The following is a 24,039-nucleotide window of genomic DNA, read 5'->3' as shown; positions in this document are numbered from 1 at the left end:
AAAGTACATTTTGTACTTTTTTTTACTTGATTACGTGTATTTTGTACCTTTTATAGAACCGAGATGAAACTTGTTGGTGCGAGCAAATCTTATCAATATTTATAACTACTGTCGCCAAATTTCAGTTTAGTTATCTATTTTTTGATTTGTTACTATAGGTTTAGAATGCCGGTTCCGGAAAACTAATGTTATAAATCCTCGGATTATTACAATCTTTGTTCTAAATAATTCAATCTGCAAAATTGAATTATTTATTATTTTTCGAAGAATATAAACCCGGTATATTGTTAATTCGGTACTGCATACTAATAATAGGAAAATTATATATTTTCCCGTTATTGATTTAAGTATTCAAATTTTCTAATGGTTAAATCCGCACCTCTGGTTCCTCAAAAAGAAATGGATCAGCGCTAAAGAGAAAAAACAGAAACTCTAAATGCTGAACTCAGTAAACTCTTAAAAGCAAATGGACCAGTTAAGAAAAATTTGAAAAGGTTACCGGAATGGAAAATAGTCCCGTGATAGAAACCCTAGATATTTCCACAGATCCCGAGCTCACGCCCGATCAGGATCCCATATACGAATCACACAAAGAACCTCAGGAAGAGAAGCTAAATAAGAAACAGGATGAGTCCAAAGAGAAAATCATACGTTCTGCTCTTAAGTTATTTGCAGAAAGAGGGTTTTTCGAAACAAGGATCCCTGAAATTTCTGCTCATGCAAAAGTTGGAGTTGGGACTATGTATCGCCACTTCCGGAACAAGGATCATCTTTTCAACGAAGCATTTCGGATCTCATTTTTCCTGTCCTATCCTCACCACCGTCGCTTCCCTTGCTCCGGTAGATCGTCCCTCCCAGGAAAATTGAGATCCGAAACACCTCTCAGTAATACAATCTAATCCAAAAAACTTAGAAGTCTTAATAAAACTAAATTCATCCAAGTATAACTTACTATATTCAGGTTTTATATAACAGTAACTACTAAAGGATGACTTTAATAATCTAAAACTTCCTTCGATTACCTGATTATGAACTGATAGTTTACAGAATCGATTCCTAGCTAGTTTGTATCTCGCTTCACTACTTTTTGCTGAGTGGTTTACAGATCTATGATTCTTATAAATATTATAAAGCCAAGGATAACCAGAATCTGTAAAAAGCGGTACACTATAAGGAATTTGTTCTACTAACAGTGGTCCTATTGTATTAGCTTTAGTATCTGAAACACTCTCAAAGAAAGCTGGACCATTTTGTATACAAATACCATGAACCAATGTTCCGACTTGCTTACCACCAAGCTTAGGACTAAGAAATATAGAACTAGTTAATCCACCATATCTGTATCTAGATCTACCTTTATTAGCTCTCTGACTAGCACTGTATAAAACGCAAGCATCAGCCGATACATAGGGTTTTAAGCCCATTTTAGGAGCTACATCTGTTTCTGTATCAGGATTAAGTTTAAAACCCTTGTATTCCTCTTCTAAAGCTCTATAAGTAAGAACTTTATATTTTGGTAAATGATCAGAACAGAATAACTGGAATCTTCTCTTTAGTTTTAATGCACTCTTATATTCTATTCCAAGTCTTTTAGAAATCTCTGTAGCTGTAATAACTTTAGGAAACTGTAAAAAAGATTCATGGAATACTACTCCGAACATATATAGAGGTAGTTTCAATCCCATTAAAGGTGTATAACTAAGACGAGACTGTTGTCGGTGGCATTTACTACAGCGAATTATATCTGGTCTAGTAGAGATTTCTTTATCTAATATTCTTTCTTCGCAAGAAGGGTTATTACATTTCTTTGGATAGAAATCATCTAAGAACTTTTTAGTTATTTTTTCATAGAAGTCTGTGTCAATACCTGATTGAAGCTTTCTAGACAGTCTAATAGAGGAGAGATGTTTTCTTAAATTCTTAGGATTGCGCTCTGTATTCTTTTTACCTTCTACCCTACTCTCTTCAGTTACTAAAGTTAAATATTTTGAAGGTTTGTTAGGATTCAACCTTAGAGATATGCCTAATTCCGACCAAGTTTCAGATTTTCTGTATATACTATTAGAAACTTCATTTTCTAAATAAATTTCTGGTTTTAAAAGAGTCTGCTGCATCTGTTACCTCTCAAAAATTAGATGCAGAATATATACATATGTGGAGACTTTTGTCAAGTCTTAAATGTAGAATGGATTATATGGAATAAAATTTAATAATTATTCTTTAAGAAATTATTATTAGAATAGGGCTTTCTTGGCAGCACGTAGTTTATCAAAATAGACTTCTATTAATACATTTAATTCGCTTTTAGTTAATTTACTTGGTTTAGCCCGCATTATTGTATCGCTCTTTTCTATAAAGGAATGCAACTGTATAATGAGTTTTATTTTGCCGTCCTCTAATTTAATATCCTCTTTATTTAATAATGCTTCAATTGTATCCCATGTGCAAATTATTGAATGTCTTAAATTAATAAGTTCTTTTTCGTTTTTAAACGACTTTCCTAATATGGAGTTTATTGCTTTTTCATATTCACTGAAATTTTCAATTGTATGCCGTAAGGCTTTGTCGTGTAAATCTTTCGTTCTATTTTCGTTATCGATTTCTTTTTTATTTTGATAATAATAATACCCAACAATTAGAACTGAATAGCCTGTCAAATTAGTTATCAATTTGCTAAAGTCATTAAAATCAAATCCGAAGCAATTAATTGAATAAAAATAGAATCCTAATATAACCAAATACCCAACTGCAATCAACGGTATTAAAAGCCAGCTTGGTATCTTCATTTTTTAGAATAGCCAGTTTGAAGCTCTTCTTTTATAATCATTTCGGCTACTTTTGAAATATTTATAAATTTTATAACTTTCTCGAAATTTGATGGGTTTGCATATTTCATAAAATATGCAAAAGCTTCATTTGCGAATGAAGGTCCAATTTTTTGAACATTTTTAAAATCAAACGTAATCGTTGCAGATATATTCTTCCAGCTCTCTATATTATCAAATTTCGTTAAAAACTTTTCACGAAATTCAACAGCCGTATGTTTACCATCGCCCTGCTGTCTATCTCTATTGACTAATCGATGATAGAAAGTATTGCCTACATCTATCGCTTCCATATATTTCTATTTCCTTTTAGAGGTATTAAATAATGATACATTGTTCCAGCGAAAATCCGATTTTTTTTTGAACCAAACGTGTCTAATTCTCCATCACTCTTATATCTTATATAGCCGAAATGTGAAAGCATAGTAAATTCTATTCCTAATGATTTACAAGCTGACTTAATTCTTTTTAATCCATTCCCTCTACGAGAACCTTGTTCATAGGATTTAGCTATAAAGCCACTTTTAGTAGCTGCATCGAATGCGCCACTTACATTTTGTTCCATTGCCAATTTTAGAAATTCACCTTCATTTTCTGATAAATTTGGAATTGTATTTTTAATTTGTTCTCCCTGCGGACCAATCATTAATGAATTTCTAAGACCTATTCCGTTATCTGCTATATTGAGCGAAATAAACTCATGCAGCTTATGAGCTTGTCCTAAGACCCACCAACCTTTATCAATTGCTCCAGTTCCATGCTCTGTGACATTTAAGAAAGTTTCCGATAGTATTATTGAATTGAAGTATTCGATCTCTTCTTTAGAAAAATTACTATTTTGTCGTAAGAGTTCCAATATTTCATATTCTCGATCTTCTATGTTATCATTTGTCATTTCTCTTTTTATTTTGACTATTGATTTTGCAGGGATACTAATGAGATCTTTTCTAGAAAATGAACGTCCGACAAAATTATAAAATCCAGATTCATTTAGGTATCCATTAACTTCTTCTGATTCAGAATCTGTAGACGCAATATTTGGTTTTTTAAATGTTTTACAAAAATTTTCCCCATTATCCACCCATTGTTTTAATGAACAGAGCATAGTGATACTACTAGGCCACATTCTAGTTACTTGCTTTATATTAATATTTAAGTTCAAATTTGGGGTATTAATAATAGATTCAGATTTTTCCAAAAAATTGTCTAAGCTCCCTTCTTCAAGTCCAAACTGTTCGGATATTATTATCTCATTTGTACCAGTCTTATAATTGACAGAGCTATAAATTTCATTTAGTAAATTTCTCTTATCTCGGCGGTAAAGATTAAGAAGATCTCTTCGCAGTATAGATTCGGTTAATTTATGGCTTTTTCGTTTACGTATATTATTCCTTCTAACTCCATTTCTCCGATCTTTTACATTCTTTCTGCGAATTCGACCTCGCTCTTTTGGGTTGGGTTTTTTCATTGGGGATTATAAAGTGAATATTAATAACAATGATTTAATTGATTATCTACGATGCAATTGCTAATTAGGTGTCTAACGTACATATATCAATATTTAATAAAATTTTCTTTTTTATGGAATTTTTGTTGAGAGGGATATAAAATGAAATTTATAATATTCCAAGAAAGAGATTCCTCCAAAGACGAGTTTATAAACTTCTGGAAGCTCAGATACTTTTATGATTCCGATGTAGATTATGAAAAAAATCTACAGAGACCATTGACGAAAGACAAAATAAAGAATCTGTTTATATGGAAGAATGGAAGAGCATTGTCTGAATTAAAAAATGAGACTGTAGAGAGAAATTTCTCTCAGAGATTGAAAGAATTACCTAAGCTTGATGCAGACTTGTCTCCAGATAAATTTTTAGAGAAATTCTCTGAAGGAGGAGTAATCTGGAGAATATTTTTTCTTCATTGCTGGCAGCCGGATCGCTATCCTGTATATGACCAACATGTATATAGAGCTATGTATTTTATAAAGTATTCAAAAATTGAAGAAATACCCAAAAGCGATTACGAAAAAATCAATAGTTATTTAAGTGAATATTTACCCTGGTGGGAAGAATATTTTAAAGATTATGGGAGAGATGCAGATAAGGCTTTATGGGCATTCGGGAAAAAGATAAAAGCTTATTTTTAATCTTCATCTTTTTCTGTTAAAGTCGCAATCATATCGCCAATAGCTTTTCTCTTTTTCGGAGAAATTTTCAAGAGATTATGAACAATTTCTTTTAAACCTCTAGTTGTTATGATTAAGTCATAAAAGGTTTTGTTTTCATCGTTTTCGGGCTTCATTCTTTCTTTTGAAGAACTGTAGCGAATCGGAAGTACCGGAATATCGTTATCAACTAAATAGAGTAAATCGACATGGTATTCATTAACCAATGCCATTAGAACTTCGTGAGAAGTTGTCTTAACTCTGTTTTGAGTAATGCTCCCTAATCCGGGAACTGATAACCCCAACTTGCTTGCGGCTACTACTTGCGTATCACCGGATGCCTCTATAATTGCCTTAGCCTTCGCACCAAATAATATTTCTGTGTTTTTTGAAGCCATTTATGAAAAATGTCAATAAAATAATGCTTTACTAATTATGTTATTAACATAATATCGTAGTTAAGCTAAATTGAACCAACGAATACGGTTCTAGCATCGCTTCAAGCTGTGAAGCAGAAAAATCCTTATTTATAGCGACCAAACTACAATATTAAGAGCGGAGGAACGAATGCTTAAGTGTTTAAAGTTAAGAATAGTTCTATTAAGCTTTGGGCTACTGATGCTCAATTGCTTACAGTATATTAAATCGGTTGAATTTGATTCGGAAAGGGAACTTAACCGTAAATTAGACAAAGTTAAATCAGAATACCAACTCAATTACAGTCTTTCAAATACTGGCATAATCTTTAATTTAAATGAGATAGAGAGGAATGTCGACTTAGTTAAGAAAGAAAAGACCTTTAAAATATATCGTAAGGCTCAGACTGATCAACCTCAAACTTGTGTAGGTTCTTTTCAAGGTTCCTATTGGCAGTGTATGTTAGGAGTTCCTGGAATGACTTTCGGAATTGGTTTTATAGTAACCATACCTATCATGCTTTATGATTGGATTACCTACCCCTTCTATGTTGCTTTCAGTGATTCCAAGATAGAGGTCGTAGAGGAAAGTATTCCTTCCTCTACTAAGAAGGAAATAGTTTCTCCTAAAGCTAAACTAAGGTTTGTAAATTCAGGAGATAAGTTTGATAAAACCTATTCGTTTAAAGATGGGAAGGTTGAGATTCCTTACTCAGCTATTGATGCAAACTTACTTTGGCGAAGTAATGATGAAACAGTTAGCAAGAATTATCACTACTATTACTCAGTAACCGATTTATCGGGGAAAGAGATTCTTCCGAAAGAAGTTTTTAACGGACCTAAATTTAGAGATGATAAAAACTTCTTAGCTATAGCTACAAAAGCCTTTGATAAAGCCAAACAAGTCGAATATACAAAATGCTCTCGTAGGTTTTCATTAGACAATATCAGAGATGGCTACAAGTATTTTGAAGATTCTGGACTCTTCCTCAGAGAAAATGAACTCGTAGTTCAAGTAATTATTAACCGAGCCTGCTACAACTATAGAGGAACAGATTCCTTTGATGATTGTGTAGACGATTTCAAAAGCTGTGTTTCTTCAGTTCGTTACATAGATAACAAAAACAATAAATACAATAGGGAGTAAATAGCATGGGATTTTTTAGCGATAAAAGATACTTAGTCAGCGTAGGGCTTCGAGATTCTAAAGATCATCATCTTATAAGACAAAATAAGAAAGAAGTGATCGCCGATTCATGGATGTCTGCTGTCAATTCTATTAAGCAAGAATACGGAGACCGATATCACAGTGTTACCTTGATATCAGAAACTGAAGTTTGATTTTGTGTTGAATAAGTCTCCTTATAGAAAATTTAAATCTTAGTGTTAGATCTTGTCGAAGGCAATCTACTAAATGAGGGTATTAAAGAAGCCCTAGAGAACCTATACCATTTTCAGAAAGAGTTAGGAGTACCAGAAAGATTACTTAAACATCATGAAATTACCCTTTCAGTTTCTATTAAAATTGTTGATGGACTCCCTAAAGAGATTCGAGCGGTTTTAAATTCAAATGTACTCCTATCCGGCATTTTTGTTCATGATATAGGTAAATTATTTTTCCAAGAAGAGCTATCTATAGAAGGAAAATATCATGAAGTTGCCGGGCGTGATTTTCTTTTGTTAATAGGAATGCCTGAAGAAATAGCTAACTTCTGTATTTCTGATGAAATCAATTCGATAGAGAAATTAATAGCTGCCATCGCTGATCGAATTTGGACTGGAGTTCGAGATTTAGACTTAGAGTGGGATTTAATACAAATAGTTTCTTTTATGACTGGTAAGGAATTCTGGGAAACTTATAATCAATTAGATCCATTGTTTGAACAAACATCCGTTTTTTCCTACAATGCGTATAAAGAATTTCTAAATTTACTTTAGCAGGTTTATCAAATTCTCAAAATGAAAATCTTCGGCTATCATAATCATTCTGGTATTTTTGTCCGAGAAGCTCAATGCTTTATAAGTATTGACCCAGATCTCGGTCAAGAATGTTCATTTTTGATGCTTTCTTTGAAACATGGTGAACTCTTAAAGAAATACTATGACAGTCTTGATCCGATTAGACATGACGAACACATTCATATGAAGGTAGCCTTTAATGGACTAAAACTTTGCGATGGGGACCAGTATAACGTTGGTCTTAGTTTAAACGACGGTGTAGGAAACCCTGAAGGTTTTCTTTTGCCATTACGATCTTTTGATAGAGAGTTTACATACAATAGAATAGCTGTCAGCGAGAATCCAAATAAAATATCTAAATACTCTTTTGCATACAATGAGAGAGTATATCGTATGATACTTCAATTAGATAGCCTAATGATTCACCTTTCAGAAAAATCTAATTCAATTCAAACTAATTAGAGTTCTACGAATTCACAGAGATTACAGGTATGTCTTTCCAGTTTGAAGTGAAATAAGGAGAAATTGTCCCTCGTCTCATTCGCCAATTTCTTTTTCCAAAGCCTGTAATGGCTGTTCTGATTTTCCCAGAATAGAATAGCTTGTTAATGCCAACAACAGCTTCTGTAAGCCGGTCATTAGATTCGGTATAAAATAAATCATTTTGTATCTGATCTTCACTTACGAGATCAGAAAGCATTACTCCTGATTTCTTATACAAAACATCTGGGCGATATATTTGTTTTAAAGATTGTATACAATAATCTTGCAGCTCAAAGAGACTCCTCGTGGCAACAGGGATTTCTACTCTAACGGCTTGAGAATATTGTTTTTCATCGGTCTTAAATGGATCTGTGCGAATGTATATTGTTAGAGTTCTCGCATACCTGTCTTCTTTCCAGAGCTTTTCGACTGCTCGGGTAAGGTAGGTGCAAGTAGCCTCTATCAGAGATTCTAAATCTTGAATTCTTTCTCCATAAGCCCTTGCCACAACGATTTCTTTTTTAGTTTGAGGAAGGTTTTCTATTTCATAGCAAGCGTAACCAGTTAGTTCATATGCTGTTCGGAGTCCAACTACAGTCATATTCTTTCGAATCCAATCTTTCCGTAGCTGACTAAATTCCCAAGCGTTCCTTACTCCAATTGAAGCAAGTAAACCTTGATAAGCAGGACCTATTCCCCAAATTTCGGACACCGGAACATTTGATAATACAGTCTTAGTGTTCTCTCCAGTGCCAATGAAAAAGACTCCTTCTCTTTCCTTATTTTCTTTAGCGAGATAATTAGCCACCTTCGCTAATGTCTTTGTGGAACCAAGACCTACGCAGACAGGAAGACCTAACCATTGCTCTACACGAGACTTTATTTCCTTTCCATATGCAATAAGATCAACCTTCGCTCGTGTAATAGAAGTTAATTCGAGAAAAGATTCATCGATCGAATAAGGCTCAACATCCGGACAAAATGTTTCCAATACTTCCTGGAAACGCAAAGATAGATCTCCATAAACCGTATAGTTACTAGAAAGAGTTATTAGTTCTTTTCCGTTTAAAAGATCTCTCGCTTGGAAGACTGGCATCCCCATTCTTATTCCAAGGGCTTTAGCTTCCTCACTTCTAGATACAGCACATCCATCATTGTTGGACATGACTACAACAGCTTTCCCCTTCAAATCTGGTCTAAAGAGTCGCTCACAAGATACATAGAAGTTGTTTACATCGACTAAAGCAAAGATCCGGTCCTTCTTAGAATCTGTGGATTCCAAAGGAAATGATCCCCCATATCTCTACTTCACTGTCTGGTTCGATAGGAATTAGATTTGAATTCTGGTCTTTAACAAGGAAACAAAACCGGTCTCCTATTTTACCGATCCGACGAAGAGTAAAGTTACCTGCATACGTAACTACAGCTATCTTTCCGTTACTAGGAGGGATAGAGCGGTCGATTACTACATGATCTCCGTCGAATATCCCATATTCATTCCACGTATCTCCGGAAATTCGCATATAAAACGTAGTAGCCGGGTTTATTTCCAACAAATCTTTTGGGTCCAATCGTTTCTGAAAATAATCATCAGAAGGTTTTGGAAAACCTGCTGTTAAACGTGTCCGTAATAAAGGAATTTTAACAGTGGATCTTTCTATTTTAATTTGAGCTTGACTCATGTAAACGGATATATAGCATATATCCGTTTGGATCAAGTACTTCAGAAAAGTTCAGGGGAATTTTCTTCTAGATATACTTCTTTTAAGCATTCTTCATCAAAGATCCGGTTTTTAGTGCTAATAACTTGCTTAGAAACAGGAAAGACTTCCATTTCAGACGCAGGGTATGTCTGGAAAAATAGGGAGATATCTTCCTTATGGGATAATTTTTCATCTAACCAGGATTCGTAGCTTTCCGGAGGAAGAATAACCGGCATACGCTTTTTTTCGTGATACTTAGCTACTAGTTCATTAGCTTCCGTGGTAATAATAGCAAAGGTAACAATCTCAGAACCGATATCAGGATTTAACCATTTCGAAAAAACACCAGCAAAACCAAAGGGTTGCTTATCCTTTAACCGAAAAACGTAAGGTTGTTTATTTCCCGAGGGTCCCTTAGATTCGTAAAAAGCATCAACTGGAATTATACAACGTTGATTATAGATTTTACTCTTAAAGGATTTAAGTTCGAAGATAGTTTCACTTTTAGCATTAAAGGTAGAATACTGCATAGCATACTTAAAGCTTTTAGAACCTTCATTTATAAGCCAGAATGTAGCATCCTCGACTGTGTAATCAATACCCGGTTTTAAAATAATATCGGCCTTATCAGTAAGCGTAATATTATACCTGCTTTTAGTATCCTTACCTGGCTTAGCAAAAAGAAAGGGTTGAGCTTTTGACCATCGATTAGACTGAGCAACGCGGGAACACATTAGTGGAATAATTTATTTTCAATCCATTATGCTATCAACGAAATCTTATAAAATAAATGTGAAAATTAAAAATCGTTATGTCCCAATTTTAAATATCAACAGACTAATAGATTCTTATCAAATAGTTGCCAGAAGAAAGAATTATTCGACTATTCGATAAAGATCATAAAAAGGAGGTTATCACATTATGAAAAGAAAATATTGTTATATCTTAGTAGGAAACGGAGATGTTGGTAAAACTACTTTTCAGAAATATTTTTTAGAAATAATAGCAGGTAAATCTTACGAAAGGTTGTCAACAGGTTATATTCATGATATTAGCTTAAAATCTAGTCTTAAAAACTATGAAAATATTTTTGTCCTTGGACGAAGCTGGCAGGAGATAAATAAAAGATTCAAAAATGCATCAGAAATATTTAACCGGACTGAGGCTGGAGTAAAACCTGAAATAGCCATTCTTTCCTCTCATATTATACTGCAAGATATCTTAGCTTTAATTAATGAGGCGAAGTTGAATCTTTATAATTGTATATGTGTAGTTTTCTCAAATGCCTATGAAAAATCTGAAATAAAGTTTAAAGATATACTTGAGTTACCATGGACTGAAGTATTTCAGATAGAAAATCCTATAGTAGAAGATGAAAGCTGGAAGGAGAATTTGTTTAGAGAAGCTATTGAGTTCAGTAGTTATATACTAAACAAATAGGGTAAAAACAAGTAAGCAAGGGAAATCACAGACTATCCTTATTTCCCTTGCCCAAATTAACAAATCATCTCACATCATTTTATATGATCTTTAAACTCTCTCGCAACATTGGAATAGTAGGTTTCCAATTCCTCGCCTATTTCCGTTCCTATATGCGAGTATAAGATTCCTTCTACCTTTTCGATTTTTTGGTCTAATTCATTCCTTTTATCCGGGGATGTAGTTCTATCTAATTCAGTTTGATAATAATCATGCTGCCGCCAGGCATCAGTTAACCTGTATAGAATATTTGTAATTTTTTCTAAACCAATTGATTCTTTAAATCTTTCTTCGTTAAAAATCACTTCTAATTTTATAAATGAACTTTCAAAATCAGCATAAGCTCCTATAACTTTCAACCACCGCGATTCCATTGCGTAATTGTTTGCTAATTTTAATTCTTTATTGTCCATTAAATCGAGCGATTCACCCTTCTTAGTTTTATAAGAATCGATGGCTTCAGAAACAGGTATAAAAGGTGCTCGAAATCTTCCTACAGTATTGATAAATATTTTTAGCTTTATTAAAGTCTCTATAGAGACTTCATATTTTTTGTTCCCTAAAATCTGCTGTTTCCAAGTTTTTAATCCAATACCAGCTATTCCTACACCAATACAAGTAGCAATTGCCGTTACACCATCGATTACATTATTCAATTCAAACATTTTTTATCCATTAATATTATGTTATAGATATATGAAGATAAATTCCTATCCCCACGCAGGTATTATATCCATAAACCGTCAGAAAAGTTGAATCTTTTCTTAATAATTTCTAAAAGTTGACATTTTTGTTATTCCATTCTCTCACAAACGTTGAGGCTTATTTTTTGACAATAAGAACGATTGTTCTACTTGCTTCTGCTTCATCTCGGAGTCCTGTTTATAAAAAGTGTGATATAATAATCTAAAAACATAATAAATGTATTCATAAAGTGCATTGAACAAAATTTACAAAAGTGCTTGACAGAATTTTTCATATTTCAAGAATTTTATCAGAGTATAGTGAAGGAAATGAAACAGATAAATGTGTAATGAATCGGTGGAAGGTTGTTCTCAGTATATTTCCGGGGGTAAATGGCTAATGAAATAAAACAGCGTAAGCTGAAAAAATATTCAATAGAAGAAAAAACGAAAATAGTTACAACTTTCAGAGATCAGATAAGAAATATCTATGATCCTGAAAAGTGTATAAAATCTGTTCAATCTATAATTAAGTCCCTGCTATCTACTCAGGGCTATATTAATCTAGAAATATCAAAATTCGTGTCCCCTTATATGATTGGGGAAGCACTCATTCGACTTAATAGAAATTCCTCCAGAGGACTTGATGAAATAGATATATACCATCGAATGAAAAAAGGTATTCGAGTTTGTAGGGCTATTTCCAAAAGGGTTCAAAATGGTAAATATTCTCCTTCTCCCTATAAGATAATTGAGTTTGTTAAAGACCCTTCAGATCCTTCAAGGACTCGTAAAATAGGGATATTCTCTACAACAGAGAAGGTTATCCAGACCCTTCTCAAATGCATTCTGGAGCCAATTTACGAGCCAGAATTCCTTTCTAATAGTTTTGCCTATCGCCCTGGAAAATCGCCTCAGAAAGCTTTTGAATGGCTCTCAGAGGGTTTAAAATCAGGGGACTACAAATACTGTATTAAAATCGATATTAAGAAGTATTTCGACTCAATTGATCATGAACCACTTCTTAGAATCCTAGAAGAAAAAGTAAAGAGTCCTGAGATTCTCAGCTATATAGAAGAGTTTTTAAAATCTTCTAAGTTAGAAAAATACCAGTTTATAGAAAACTCCCGAGGCACACCACAAGGGTCTGTATTAGGACCATTACTCTCCAATATCTACTTACATGAAATTTTAGATAAACCAGTAAAAGATAATTTTCCAGAGATCCTTTTTGTACGATTCGCTGATGATATTATTTTCTTTAGTAAATCAAAAGAGGAAACATTTAAGCTCCTTAGATTCGTAACTGTAAACTTAAAAAAGTATAACTTAGGTATCTCTGATAAGATCAGGAAGTTATTATTTGATTTAGAGAAAGATGAGATTCATTTCTTAGGTTACACAATCAGTAAAACAGATAAAGGAATACAAATTACTCCTAATGAAATGAGGATTATAGAAAGATGTGAGAAGTATCTTAATATATTCTATGAAACAATCTCAACTTATAAAGATGATTCAGTAATAGATTTAAGAGAATATAAACAAGAAGAAATACCGGTATCAGTTAGGAATATTAACATATTCTATCTGATAGATAGGTTTAAATCTTCTATTCAACTATATCGAAACCAATATTCAGATGAGTCAAATATACTAACTAATAAACTAGAAGAGGTAAAACTAGAACTTAAAACATTACTATTTAACAATATAACAGATAGAAAAAGAATCTGGGATGTTATTCACTATTACGAAAATAGAATGGGATTAGGTACTAGTAAAAGGGAGGAAAAGCAGGTAGTAATTACCTGATATACTGAAACAGTTAAAGTGATGGATAGGAAATACTGATATTTTTGACAGTTGTTGTTGTATTGTTTGCAAGATCTGTCTAATACTTAGGATTAAATAATTAATCATTATATTAATAAATTCATATGTTAATGGATGAATATTGAACTAACTGATATAATGAATTAAATTTCGAAATGGTAGCGGAGAAAATATTCTACCAATGCTTTCTCTGATTCGAAAGGTCCTTGTTGGAAATAAAAACTCAGAATTTGTAATAAGAGTAGGCTAATTGGAGCCTTTGGTTATGCCAAGAATCTAATTTTTTGAAGATTAAAATTAAAAGTTTTAGAAAATATAATAATAAGAAAGATTAATAAAGTAAGTAAAATAAGAATAAAAACCATATAAACAATCAAATGAATGAAGCCTGACTGTTGACCCCGGAATCGACCGAACGGCTTTGAAAAAAAGAAATTCAAGATAAGATAGCTTTAAAATATAGGGATGCCTTTTGTTCGAGTGGAGTCCTCCCTAAACAATAACTCGAAAATAAACTAAAAAGGAAATGAAGAAATGATAAAAGCAACTTCTAATGGAAGAAAGAAAAATGGATCTAAAAGTTCCATAACCAAAAAACAAGTATTACCTAAATTTTCGAAGGAATTACCAGGTATAGATAAGTTATTTAATAATTCCCCAAATCAAAGAAAAGCTATAGATGCTATTTGGTATATATATAGTTATTCCTGGGAATGTTTGTCAGTAACTTACTCTAATTATAACCAAGGACTCATAGCAAGCCTCTCTAATGCAGGAATTAGCAATATTAATAATGTATTTAAAACTTCATTAGAGCTACTTTCAGAATTAAACAAATACATTGCTAGAGCTGATGCAAGAGAGCCAAAAAAGGCTAATTGTATTCTAAAAAAATTATCTGATAAAATTGCCGATATATTACTCTCAAGAAATATAGATCCTTGGATAGTTAGAAGTTCTCTATTATCAGAAGCAGTTTATACCTGGAGAGTTGCTGGATTATCTGGTATTGCCGAGAATTACCAAGTAATACGAGGTAATTTTGATTTTACTAGAAAGTTCCGACGACTACAAAAGGCAACTCACCAAAGTCTTGAGTATTTTAATGAACCAGAAAAGGAAATTAGAGAACTAGTTCGAGCCTTAGTTGATTGTGGTTGGGCATTATCCCATAGAGAATTTGGTCATTCCCAGATATCTATTTAAAGATCTCTACAATAGAATATTTCGAGTAGACGCAGGGAATTCTTGCTACTGGATTTCTTGCGATCCGCCTTCAATTATCAAAAGTAAATAAGTCTGTTGGATTGTAGAACGAGTATAGAAAGTGCAGGTCTTCAAAATGAAATCGTTATTAAAAATGTCTGCTAAAGAGTTTCTTCGGTCTTTTAGCCAAGGGAAATCAATTCACTCAGTCTTAGTTTCCGAACCAGTTATTTTTAAAGCAAAGCCTCCGAAATATAGCTCTCGAATTATCCAAAATAGTCGGATTGTCGATATTCGTAACTGTATATTCGAAAATGAAGTTCTGATAGAAAATACCGTATTTAATACATTTATAAAATTTGATTCAGTAAAATTTATGAAAGAGTTTTCTATAACGAAATCTCTATTTCATGATGGTTTAACAATTGATAGATGCATATTTGAAAACACTGTTGATTTATCAGATTCCCTCTTTAATCTTCCTCTGGTATTAGCCTGGAATTCTTTCTATAATCAAATTGATTTTAGTAATTCCTTATTTACGCATAACTCTATTCTTTCTTCTGTTTCCGCGTTCGGATGTAAATTTATAGGTCTAAAGGTTGTAAAAAATTCACTTTCTCCAGCTTTAATCTGTGAAAATTCAAACTTTTCAGGATCTCTTAATTTTGAATTTTGCGAATTCGAGCAACCGATCGATTTCAGAAATGCAATGCTAAAACGAGAATTACTTTTTAGAAAAGTTATATTTAAACACCACCCAAGAACTGTGGGAGTAGATTTCTCTAATGGGATAGACTTCAATGAATGCAAATTTATTATAAAGGAATTCCATTCCCCACAAGCAGGATTATTCTTTCGGCACATGAAGAAAGTAATGACTGACAGTGCAAATCTAGTAATGGCAAATTGGTTTCATGTCTTGGACCTTGAAAATAATCGATTGGGTTATGTATCTCGTCGGAAACTTTTTATTCCAAAAGATTTTACTCATATAAAGACATTATTTGGGAACCTTTTCTATAGAATGAAGGCTATGCTTTCTATAAAAGGATTGTATTATCTTACTTCTTACTATGGTTGGAGCCTAATTCGCCCGATCTTTATGCTCATCTTCTTTGGAGTGATTCATTTCTTATTTACTCTCAATTCAGATGTAGAATGCAAAATAGATATCTTAACACCTAATTGGGAAAGAGACGCTTGCTCAAGTTCACCCGTTTGGAAGTCCTTTCTTTTAACTATGAAACCGGTTCTATTCCCTTTTTATCGTATCGGATCACTGCATCCTATATCATTCAATCATTCTATAATCTACTCCATTTGGTGTTTAGCGTTACTAACGTTTTTAGGTTTGTTCGTCACAGCAGTTAGAAAACGGTTTAAATTTTAATCGGTATCCTCTAATCAATATTTTTATAATAAATTGGAATCCTGTATGCGTATACTTTCTACTAAGATTAATGATGAAGTCTTTCAACTGGAAGTCTCAAAAGAATTTTCAGATAATAATCACGAGATAGCCATCGAACTATTTGCTTTAGCTAAAATATTTCATGGTAAGAATGAGGTATTCAAAGAAAAATTAACTAATCTTGTTGCTTCCATTTATTATTTATATTTCCAACCTCTAAATTCTGAAAAACCATATGGAGAAAATGCAGAATTTATAAGGACAAATGAAGAATTTTCCTATTTAACAGGTGAAGCTACAATAATTCATGATACATTTCTTAACGCACGGGTGAATGACTTAAATTGGATTTTTAATAGAAACCATTTAGGTGCCAGGTCGGCTATAAAGTCATACTTATCTATTGCGACCTCCAACAATAAGATTGTCCGGTTCCCCGATGAATATTTCCATAGAACTTTGATTTTATCTCTAAGTATCGGTGATATGCAGCAGCACTCTGAAGTATTAACGATATTGAAGGAAAGAACTAGCTCATTAATAGAGGAGCCTGGATCATATTTTCTATTTAGGCATATTTATGTTTTTCTATTATTTATGAAGAAAGAAGAGCCAGAAGTCCTAGACCTGATAAAGATAAATATTCGCAAAGCCGCAAAAGAAAAGGAACTAGATAAGGAGTTAAAATATCTTGAACTTTTGGAAAAATATTCTCAAAAAATTACAAATCCAGTATTAAAGAAAGTGAGTATCCTCCTTCGAGCAAGGACCTGCAAAAAGCTAGCTGATCAAACATTCAAAGTAACGAAATCTGCACTGACCGCATCACGATTTATGAGAGATGCTGTTGATTATCTAAATCAAATAAAGCTAAAAAGTAAAATTAGGGGTTTTTACTATAACCATATGATGAGGTATCAGGAAGAAGGTCTTAGCGAATTTGTTACAATTTCTCACACTGAAGACGCTCCTGACTTAATCGCTTATGCAAGATCACTAGTTAAATCGGATGATAAACTTTTAGCAATAAAGGGTTTGATAAAACTTTATCAACCACCGAAACATGAAGAGTCTGCTAAATCTGTTAAAGAAAAATTGATAGATGATCCCTTACAGGTCCTTTTCGGTACTACAATTCTCGACGACCGAGCAAAAGTCAGAACATCGGATGATCCAATTGGAAATCAAACTGAGTTTTCTGATGAAGAGTTATTTCCGGAAATAATTAAAGAGTATTCTTTTTATCAAAGCTTTTACGGTGCAAATTTAATTCCTATTTGTCTTAGAGAGATAAATAAGAAACATCATATGGATCTTAATTTTTTAAGATCTCTAATAGCAAAATGTCCGATCATACCCACTGATCAGCGTGAAATAGTTGTAGAAGCCTTGGATGCTGGTTTTAGCCTAAAAATGCATGTATTTACTTTTTTAGCCATTCCAATCTTCGAAAATATGTTACGGTTCATAATGAAATTGAAAGGAATTCCCGTGGTTACTCAAGAGCCAGGAGGAGAAAAACAAAAGGAAATTACCTTAGATTCAATATTAAGCCATCCCGAAATCGATAAAGTCATAATGTATGATTATATCTTGGATTTAAAAGCCCTACTTACCGATGAAAATGGTTATCAGCTTCGGCATAACGTAGCTCATGGATTTTCAGGTGACAAGCTGTCTAGTAGTCCCTATGCATATTATTTTTTCCTATTGTTTCTTTTTTTCATAATTACTTCAATTGATAAGTTAAATAATTATTTAAAAACAGAAGCATTAGAACAGATTATTGAACCAGAGATCGATGATCGGAGTTAATGGAAAAAATGGGAGATTTAATAGATAAACTTCAACGATTGAAATCAAATTACCCTGGTGTTAAGAAAAAACCTTTAGAAGTAAAATTGGCAGGAGGGATTGTGAAATACGGTATGTATGAAACAGATTATGATATTGATGATTTATATCTGGTAATAAAAGATACTGATTTCAACAAAATAACAATTAATTTTTCTTCAGTTTCGGAAATTGATCTAACAAACGATGAAGATATTATAAGGAGATTTGTGTTAGCAGGATTGATACCTAAAGTTTCTACTTTAAAAAGACTCTGGCAATAAAATAGGATGCCACAGATTACCATAGATAAAAAAGCAAACTCACCAACTTAATACACAGTGTTTTTCTATGAGAAATTATCAGTCTTTGGCTAAATCTGAGAAAATCAGGTTAGTAAGCATCTACTAATAAAGTAGATGAAAAATAGTAAAAATAAGATATTCGTAGTTTCTTTTGATCTAGATACAAAGCTAATGGAAGCTGCTGGATACGATAAATCCAAAATCTCTGGAACATACCAAAGAGATTTAAAAGCATTCCTAATAGAGTTAGGATTTTTTAAACATATTCAGGGTTCATTATATCGAACTGAATATTACTCGAATCAAGAGAATCTAAAAGCCTCAATAATAGAAGCTGTAAGAGAAGAATGCCCTGAGTTTGTTTTATATCTAAAAAGTATGGAACTATACGAATTTACTAAGATTAGCGATATAACCCCGCAGATGAAGAATGCTCTCACAAAGGTTACTAGGAAAAAACCAATTAAGAAAAAAGGAATCAAAAGTAAGGTAATAATAGAAAAAAAGAAAGAAACAAAAAAGAGTAAGGGGTTGTAGAATGTTTCGAAGTGAAGAATGGTTTTTTCATTGGTTTAAGTTAATCTTCTTCGGAAAGAATAATAAAGGTGGAGGCTAAGTTGTCATTAGCAAAAGTTATTTTAAGTCACTTATATTTGGAACTTCATCCTCTTTTACTGCATTAGAAAACTTACAATAAAGGTCAGTCATACACATAATATCGAAAGCTGGATGATCAACAACCCCCATCCCGCTTAATCTTTCTCTCTCTAATTGTATTCCATCAATATGAATCCAATTCTCATTTTCCTTTCTGAAACCACGTAAAGTCAATTGTGCATAAATTAGGTATTCATAGTGCGTATCATTTTTCGAACAGCTTCCAAGTTTTTTAATAAGAATTTTAATATTTTCCTCAGATACTAATCTTTCTTTATTGTAAATTAGATTATTATTTTGCTGAAAACCGACTTCTTTATAGAAGGTGTTTAGCGTATGCAGTATCTTTCTAAAATGTTGGATACCCACGGAATCCAGTTCTTTCCATATATTAACCTTCATACAAAATTCCTATATATATTATTCCCAAGTTAAGAGGTCAGTAGCTGAAGAAAGGAAGGGCTTTAAATAATATTTAGAAGATATTACGGGACTTGAATGATTTAAAACCTTCTGGACTGCAATACTACCAGCTTTCTCCATTAACCTTTGCCCAACTGAATGTCGAATTGCATGGGCGTGAATTCTACGCCCTTGTAGGGTATGAACTCCCCAGGACTCTATAATAAACTGAAGACCTCTTTTAGATAAAGGCTTTCTAATAGTCTGGTTTTTTCTTGGTCGAGAATGAAAAAAGAAATCTGATATTATTCCAAACTTAGTGTGATATTCTTTTATACTGAAGAGAATATCTTCGGACAGGACAGAATATGCGATCTTTCCTCCCTTCTTTCTATATTTTATGAGAATCTCTTCATCAGGAGATTTAAGAATATTTGAAAACTTTAATGAGATAACCTCCTTGGCTCTCATTCCTGTCTTAGACATTAAAGTAAAAATAGCTCTATTACGGTAATCTAATTCTGATTCAGGAACTGAAAACCTATTAGCGAGTTCTTTCATCGTTTGATCGCTTAATCCTTTCCCGAATGCAGATCCTTCCTGATCAGGAAACCTTGGAGGTTTTCTGGATTTCTTTCGAACCGAATCTAAATGAATAATCTTTGAAGTAATTCCCATAAAATCTCCAAATGCAATGTACAATACATTTGTATAGTATACAAGGATTTTGTCAAGAAAGAAATTCCCTTGCCAATGAGTGTCTAACGGGTAGATTTGACGGCGATTCTGACTGCACTTTTGTGTCTATTATATGCAGTTGAATTCAAGTCGGCTAGTTTACAAAGTTACTCATCTACGATATCGATTAAATAATTCCGATTGGAATATTTCAATCAGGTTTACTACTAATGGCTTTTAAAATATGAACGAGTTAAAAAAACCTATAATTTATCAAGGTCGTATTATTCCGATAAATGATTTGTCACCTGATGATTTTGAAAATTTCCTTTATGGTGCTTTTCAAATATTATTTTCTTCTCGTGGATGGGAAGTAGTTGGAAAGTCTGGTGGAGTAGGCGATGGAGGATTTGATTTTGATGCGAAGAACAACAATTCGGAAATTATTTGCATTCAATGTAAGAGATATCCAGAAACTGATTTAGATTTAAGAAAGGTCGCTCATGAATTAGCTAAAGTAGCTTTGAGAAGTTATTTAGAAAAGTCTAACGTTGTTGAGCATTATATTATTAGCTCAGGAAAAGTAAAAACTGAAGTTGATTCTGCTCGAAGAAGTTTGGATAGAAGAAATGTTATAAGCATAGCCTTAAGAGAATTAAGTAATCAGCAAAACTACATAAACGACAAGAACGCAATAGTTAAAGCTGAACCAAACAAAAATTTAGAATCTATAATAGAAAATTACATTCTGAAATTGAAAACAATTCATATATGGAACGGGGTTCAATTAGATTCTGAAATTGGTTCAATTTATTCAAAGTTAAATGATTTATTAGATAAATATTTTGGCGTACAGAATGTATTGCGTGAATACCCTCGACCAGATTTTAATGAGAAACAATATCTTGAAAGTATACAGGATACACGGGAATACATTGATTTAGTTTATGCACCAGAAAATTTACCATCTTCATTCTATAGTAGAACAAGAGCTGATAATTTTCATAATAATACTCAAGAATCGACAACAATTGATAACCCAATAGAAATTTCTTTTCGGGAATTTTTTTCCAATGGAAGAACGATCGTTTTGCTACTAGGAGAAGGAGGTGCCGGTAAAACGACATCTTGCAAACAACTTATTAATTACTACGTCTTTTTAAAGAAGCTATATAATACGCAAGAGATTCCGATTTATATTTCATTTGATCGATGTGGTGAAAGTATACATTCTGCGATCACTAATGAATTGAAAATATTACATGGAGTCTGGCAATCTGTTCCAGCGAATTTTCTTTTAATATTCGATGGTTTAAATGAAGTTGATTCGGTTACGAGAAAAAAACTAATTAATGAAATTATTGAGATTCAGAAAAGCTTCTCAGATAGGATCAAAATTTGCTTTGCATCAAGGAAACTATCTAATATTGATACTCCGGTTGAAATTCCGATTATTAAATCGGGATCGATATTTAAAATTCTAAAGTTAGACGACAGTCGTATAGAAAAACTAATAGAATTGAATTTTAGTTTATCTGAAAAGCAAGTATTTTTAAACGAATTATATAATTATAAAAATGTAAATATTAGGTTTTATTTAGAGCAACCATTTAGTTTACAATTGTTAATTAGCTATTTCAAAGAATTTCAAAGTATTCCCGACACAATTCCTCAGCTTCTTAATAGATATTTTGAAGAGAGATTTGAAAGGAATCGGGAGTATTTAAGTCTTCTAAAGAAAAATATTGAAAATTTACCTTTTTCGTCAGTTGTAAAATTCAATGAAACCTTAGCATATTTATGGAGAATAAAGTATAAGCGTCGGTATATAATTGAACCGGAAGCATTTGAAATCATTACAGAGGCTTTAAAATTTGTTAAAGAAAAGTTTTTATTTGGTTTCTCTGAAGTTAGTGAAATGGATATTTTATTAATTTTACTAAAGAATGAGACCCTTAAAGAGGACAATAAATATTATTACTTTCAACATGATATAATTGCTGATTATTTTGCAGCAAAAATCTTTTCAGATAAATGGAAAGAAACTCCTTTTGAACTGAAAGGATATTCGAAAGAATTAATATATTTTGGGTCATTTTACATAAATAAAATTTTCTATTTAGAAAAAGTAATTTCTCTTTCAATTGAACTGGCAGCTCGCTGTGCATTGAATATGGGAAAAGAATCTGAGGAATATTTTAGCAAATATCTCTTAAATAATTTTAATGAAGAAATTGAATATTCTGTTATTACTTATTTCCATGCAATGAGCATTTTAGCCACGCCAGAGCTTATAAGCTTCTTAAAAAATATCGCATTTTCATTTAAGAAAGAAATTGCTAATAATAGTTTTCTAGTTTTTCAAGCTCAGAAATATCTCTGTATAATTGGAGACAGTGATACATTAAATTACATAATAAATGAAGTAGAAAGAGATGCATTATTCCCAGGGACAATTTCTGGCGGGTCAACCTATCTGTGGCAAGTTGGAAATCGGCGAAAAAAGATCGAAATTTCTCGATTGCGTCTTAAAAATTCTGAGATTATGAGCTTAGCTTCCATAAGTACACTTTGCTTTTTTGGTTCTGAAACAGATATTGAACTTGTCTCCAGTGCGATTGATAAAAGCGAAGACCGTCTCACAGTTTTAAGGGGATTGTATTATCTCTATTTTCTAAGTAAGAATGAATTTATAAAAAAGATCGATTATTATTTAGAAGAAACAGTTAATAATTACGATCTTTTTTTATCTCTGTTAATGATAAGATTTCAGCATGGTCTTCCCGCCAGAACCGAAGCTCTAATAAATCTTATATTATCTACAAATTTACAGAATGATCCTCATCTTCTGAATAAAGCAAAGAAAACTTTATTTTTAACCGACTTAGACTCTAACCAGCGTAAATATTTATTAGATAAGCTAAATCAGAAGGAAGTTAATAAAAGTTCTTTATATCAATTATTAACTCATTATAAAATTTCTGAATTTTCATATAAAATATTAAAAAAAGAAATACAAATAGAAAATGAATATGAACTATATTTAATATTACGACATTTTGTAGAGAATGATCCTCCAAGTGAAATGAGGGAGCAGTATGAGAGCCTAATAACGGAAAATTATGAAAACTATAAGCACAATATTGATTCAATTTGTTTTCCAGAATTTGCATTATTAATTTCTCGAGATAATTTAATAAATTTCGATTACGTAGACTTCTTGAAAAGACTTGAGATTGATATTAAAAATTATAACGTTTTGGCAAACGAATCTTTGGATATCCTAAAATCTGAAAATGATATTAAAGAAAAATATAAACAAGAAAAGAAAATATACAATTATATAATAAGTCTCCAATATACCTGTCAAGTATCTGATATTTATGAAACTTTAGTCACTTTATTTAAAATAATCGAACTACCTCATTTCAATAAGCTGGAACAAAAAGAATCTTTAAGAATATTGTTTGAAAAGATTAGCGATGATAAAATTGATGAGCTAATTAGAAATTCAATGTTTGGGCTTCCTGATAAATTATTTATATTCGAATTAATAATTCAATTACGAGGTATGAATGAATTTAGATTAAATCTTCTTAAGAACTTTTTGAAAAGTTATTTAAAAATTGGTAGGATAGATGATTTAATAGATATTGTAAAACACCAATGGTCACATACGTTATTTAATTTAATCATAGATGAATTGAGGTTATTTGAAAAAGAGTTTAGAAATAATTTCAATGAGAAGTTTGAAACAATGTTCTTCGATAAGATTAACAATTTCATTATTTCTAGATTGTCAAAAGAAGTTATTGACAACCTGATTGCAGAAATGTTTCCGATTGTAATTGATGCTGACTCAAATATGAAGTTACAAAACATTTTCATTTTTTGGAACGGTATTGCTAAGGATAAGACTTATTTCTGATTATAATAACTTCTAAATTTATAATATACCGATGAGGGTACTTTGGTCAAGCGAGTTTGGGGTTA

General features: G+C 32.2%; 24 protein-coding genes. 13 read left to right on the top strand and 11 right to left on the bottom strand.

Annotation, left to right across the window (positions count from 1 at the left end; all coding sequences use genetic code 11):
* The first annotated feature begins 503 nt into the window (after nucleotides 1-503).
* Entirely contained in the window at nucleotides 504-899 is a 396-nt protein-coding gene (locus tag CH352_RS00960) for a TetR/AcrR family transcriptional regulator (protein ID WP_244283356.1), read from the top strand.
* Here the strand turns inward: CH352_RS00960 and CH352_RS00955 are convergent.
* From CH352_RS00955 to CH352_RS00940, 4 genes are all read right to left on the bottom strand, one after another.
* Complete coding sequence (locus tag CH352_RS00955; protein WP_100733501.1) at nucleotides 795-2,114, bottom strand: transposase; 1,320 nt, start codon at nucleotides 2,112-2,114, stop codon at nucleotides 795-797. The two genes, CH352_RS00960 and CH352_RS00955, sit on opposite strands and share 105 nt — an antisense overlap.
* Nucleotides 2,115-2,234: 120 nt before the next feature.
* Complete coding sequence (locus CH352_RS00950) at nucleotides 2,235-2,786, bottom strand: hypothetical protein (protein WP_100708257.1); 552 nt, start codon at nucleotides 2,784-2,786, stop codon at nucleotides 2,235-2,237.
* Nucleotides 2,783-3,118: an STAS-like domain-containing protein gene (locus tag CH352_RS00945; protein ID WP_100708256.1), complete on the bottom strand. Its 336-nt coding sequence runs from the start codon at nucleotides 3,116-3,118 to the stop codon at nucleotides 2,783-2,785. The genes CH352_RS00950 and CH352_RS00945 overlap by 4 nt, the downstream gene beginning before the upstream one ends.
* Entirely contained in the window at nucleotides 3,106-4,293 is a 1,188-nt protein-coding gene (locus CH352_RS00940; protein WP_100708255.1) for a hypothetical protein, read from the bottom strand. Before CH352_RS00940 ends, CH352_RS00945 begins: the two co-directional genes overlap by 13 nt.
* 141 nt (nucleotides 4,294-4,434) lie before the next feature.
* Between CH352_RS00940 and CH352_RS00935 the strand changes: the two genes are divergently transcribed.
* Nucleotides 4,435-4,974, top strand: coding sequence for a hypothetical protein (locus CH352_RS00935; protein ID WP_100708254.1), 540 nt, complete (start codon nucleotides 4,435-4,437; stop codon nucleotides 4,972-4,974).
* On the opposite strand, the gene CH352_RS00930 is transcribed toward CH352_RS00935, so the two are convergent.
* Nucleotides 4,971-5,390 (bottom strand): helix-turn-helix transcriptional regulator, encoded by a 420-nt coding sequence (locus CH352_RS00930; protein ID WP_100708253.1) that lies wholly within the window; start codon nucleotides 5,388-5,390, stop codon nucleotides 4,971-4,973. The genes CH352_RS00935 and CH352_RS00930 overlap by 4 nt on opposite strands.
* 169 nt (nucleotides 5,391-5,559) lie before the next feature.
* On the opposite strand from CH352_RS00930, the gene CH352_RS00925 reads away from it, so the two are divergent.
* From CH352_RS00925 to CH352_RS00910, 3 genes are all read left to right on the top strand, one after another.
* Complete coding sequence (locus CH352_RS00925; RefSeq protein ID WP_100708252.1) at nucleotides 5,560-6,555, top strand: hypothetical protein; 996 nt, start codon at nucleotides 5,560-5,562, stop codon at nucleotides 6,553-6,555.
* 236 nt (nucleotides 6,556-6,791) lie between these two features.
* Nucleotides 6,792-7,346 carry a hypothetical protein gene (locus CH352_RS00915; protein WP_100708250.1) on the top strand — a complete coding sequence of 185 codons (555 nt, stop codon included), beginning with the start codon at nucleotides 6,792-6,794 and terminating at the stop codon, nucleotides 7,344-7,346.
* Nucleotides 7,347-7,367: 21 nt separating this feature from the next.
* Nucleotides 7,368-7,829: a hypothetical protein gene (locus CH352_RS00910; RefSeq protein WP_100708249.1), complete on the top strand. Its 462-nt coding sequence runs from the start codon at nucleotides 7,368-7,370 to the stop codon at nucleotides 7,827-7,829.
* Nucleotides 7,830-7,833: 4 nt separating this feature from the next.
* Here CH352_RS00910 and CH352_RS00905 read toward each other — a convergent pair whose 3' ends face one another.
* From CH352_RS00905 to CH352_RS00895, 3 genes are read right to left on the bottom strand one after another with little or no spacing between them, the layout of a single operon-like run.
* On the bottom strand, nucleotides 7,834-9,132 hold the full coding sequence (locus tag CH352_RS00905; RefSeq protein ID WP_100708248.1) for a Y-family DNA polymerase: 1,299 nt from the start codon (nucleotides 9,130-9,132) through the stop codon (nucleotides 7,834-7,836).
* Nucleotides 9,113-9,532 carry a LexA family protein gene (locus tag CH352_RS00900; RefSeq protein ID WP_100708247.1) on the bottom strand — a complete coding sequence of 140 codons (420 nt, stop codon included), beginning with the start codon at nucleotides 9,530-9,532 and terminating at the stop codon, nucleotides 9,113-9,115. The genes CH352_RS00905 and CH352_RS00900 overlap by 20 nt, the downstream gene beginning before the upstream one ends.
* Nucleotides 9,533-9,573: 41 nt before the next feature.
* A complete protein-coding gene (locus tag CH352_RS00895) occupies nucleotides 9,574-10,287 on the bottom strand; it encodes an SOS response-associated peptidase (RefSeq protein ID WP_100708246.1) in 714 nt (237 codons plus the stop codon).
* A 187-nt stretch (nucleotides 10,288-10,474) separates the two neighbouring features.
* Between CH352_RS00895 and CH352_RS00890 the strand changes: the two genes are divergently transcribed.
* A complete protein-coding gene (locus tag CH352_RS00890) occupies nucleotides 10,475-10,993 on the top strand; it encodes a hypothetical protein (RefSeq protein ID WP_100708245.1) in 519 nt (172 codons plus the stop codon).
* Nucleotides 10,994-11,067: 74 nt separating this feature from the next.
* Here the strand turns inward: CH352_RS00890 and CH352_RS00885 are convergent, their stop codons facing one another.
* Nucleotides 11,068-11,697, bottom strand: coding sequence for a hypothetical protein (locus CH352_RS00885; RefSeq protein WP_100708244.1), 630 nt, complete (start codon nucleotides 11,695-11,697; stop codon nucleotides 11,068-11,070).
* A gap of 411 nt (nucleotides 11,698-12,108) precedes the next feature.
* On the opposite strand from CH352_RS00885, the gene CH352_RS00880 reads away from it, so the two are divergent.
* The 6 genes from CH352_RS00880 (at nucleotide 12,109) to CH352_RS00855 (ending at nucleotide 18,846) form a co-directional block, all read left to right on the top strand.
* Nucleotides 12,109-13,530, top strand: coding sequence for a reverse transcriptase domain-containing protein (locus CH352_RS00880; protein WP_100708243.1), 1,422 nt, complete (start codon nucleotides 12,109-12,111; stop codon nucleotides 13,528-13,530).
* Nucleotides 13,531-14,085: 555 nt separating this feature from the next.
* Nucleotides 14,086-14,757 (top strand): hypothetical protein, encoded by a 672-nt coding sequence (locus CH352_RS00875; protein ID WP_100708242.1) that lies wholly within the window; start codon nucleotides 14,086-14,088, stop codon nucleotides 14,755-14,757.
* Between the two features lie 136 nt (nucleotides 14,758-14,893).
* Nucleotides 14,894-16,150 (top strand): hypothetical protein, encoded by a 1,257-nt coding sequence (locus CH352_RS00870; protein ID WP_100708241.1) that lies wholly within the window; start codon nucleotides 14,894-14,896, stop codon nucleotides 16,148-16,150.
* A gap of 45 nt (nucleotides 16,151-16,195) precedes the next feature.
* A complete protein-coding gene (locus tag CH352_RS00865; RefSeq protein WP_100708240.1) occupies nucleotides 16,196-17,986 on the top strand; it encodes a DUF4209 domain-containing protein in 1,791 nt (596 codons plus the stop codon).
* A complete protein-coding gene (locus tag CH352_RS00860; RefSeq protein WP_100708239.1) occupies nucleotides 17,986-18,288 on the top strand; it encodes a hypothetical protein in 303 nt (100 codons plus the stop codon). The genes CH352_RS00865 and CH352_RS00860 overlap by 1 nt, the downstream gene beginning before the upstream one ends.
* Nucleotides 18,289-18,423: 135 nt before the next feature.
* On the top strand, nucleotides 18,424-18,846 hold the full coding sequence (locus CH352_RS00855; protein WP_100708238.1) for a hypothetical protein: 423 nt from the start codon (nucleotides 18,424-18,426) through the stop codon (nucleotides 18,844-18,846).
* 96 nt (nucleotides 18,847-18,942) lie between these two features.
* Here CH352_RS00855 and CH352_RS00850 read toward each other — a convergent pair whose 3' ends face one another.
* Nucleotides 18,943-19,368 carry an LIC_13246 family protein gene (locus tag CH352_RS00850; protein ID WP_100708237.1) on the bottom strand — a complete coding sequence of 142 codons (426 nt, stop codon included), beginning with the start codon at nucleotides 19,366-19,368 and terminating at the stop codon, nucleotides 18,943-18,945.
* 18 nt (nucleotides 19,369-19,386) lie between these two features.
* The gene (locus CH352_RS00845) at nucleotides 19,387-20,046 is read right to left on the bottom strand and encodes a tyrosine-type recombinase/integrase (RefSeq protein WP_100708236.1); all 660 of its coding nucleotides are present in this window, start codon (nucleotides 20,044-20,046) and stop codon (nucleotides 19,387-19,389) included.
* Nucleotides 20,047-20,290: 244 nt separating this feature from the next.
* Here CH352_RS00845 and CH352_RS00840 point away from each other — a divergent pair, with 244 nt between their 5' ends.
* Entirely contained in the window at nucleotides 20,291-23,974 is a 3,684-nt protein-coding gene (locus CH352_RS00840) for an NACHT domain-containing protein (protein WP_100708235.1), read from the top strand.
* Nucleotides 23,975-24,039 lie beyond the last annotated feature (65 nt).

Source organism: Leptospira hartskeerlii (assembly GCF_002811475.1).
In the GTDB taxonomy this organism is placed as follows: Bacteria; Spirochaetota; Leptospiria; order Leptospirales; family Leptospiraceae; genus Leptospira_B; species Leptospira_B hartskeerlii.
This window is presented reverse-complemented; position numbering and strand designations above follow the sequence as displayed.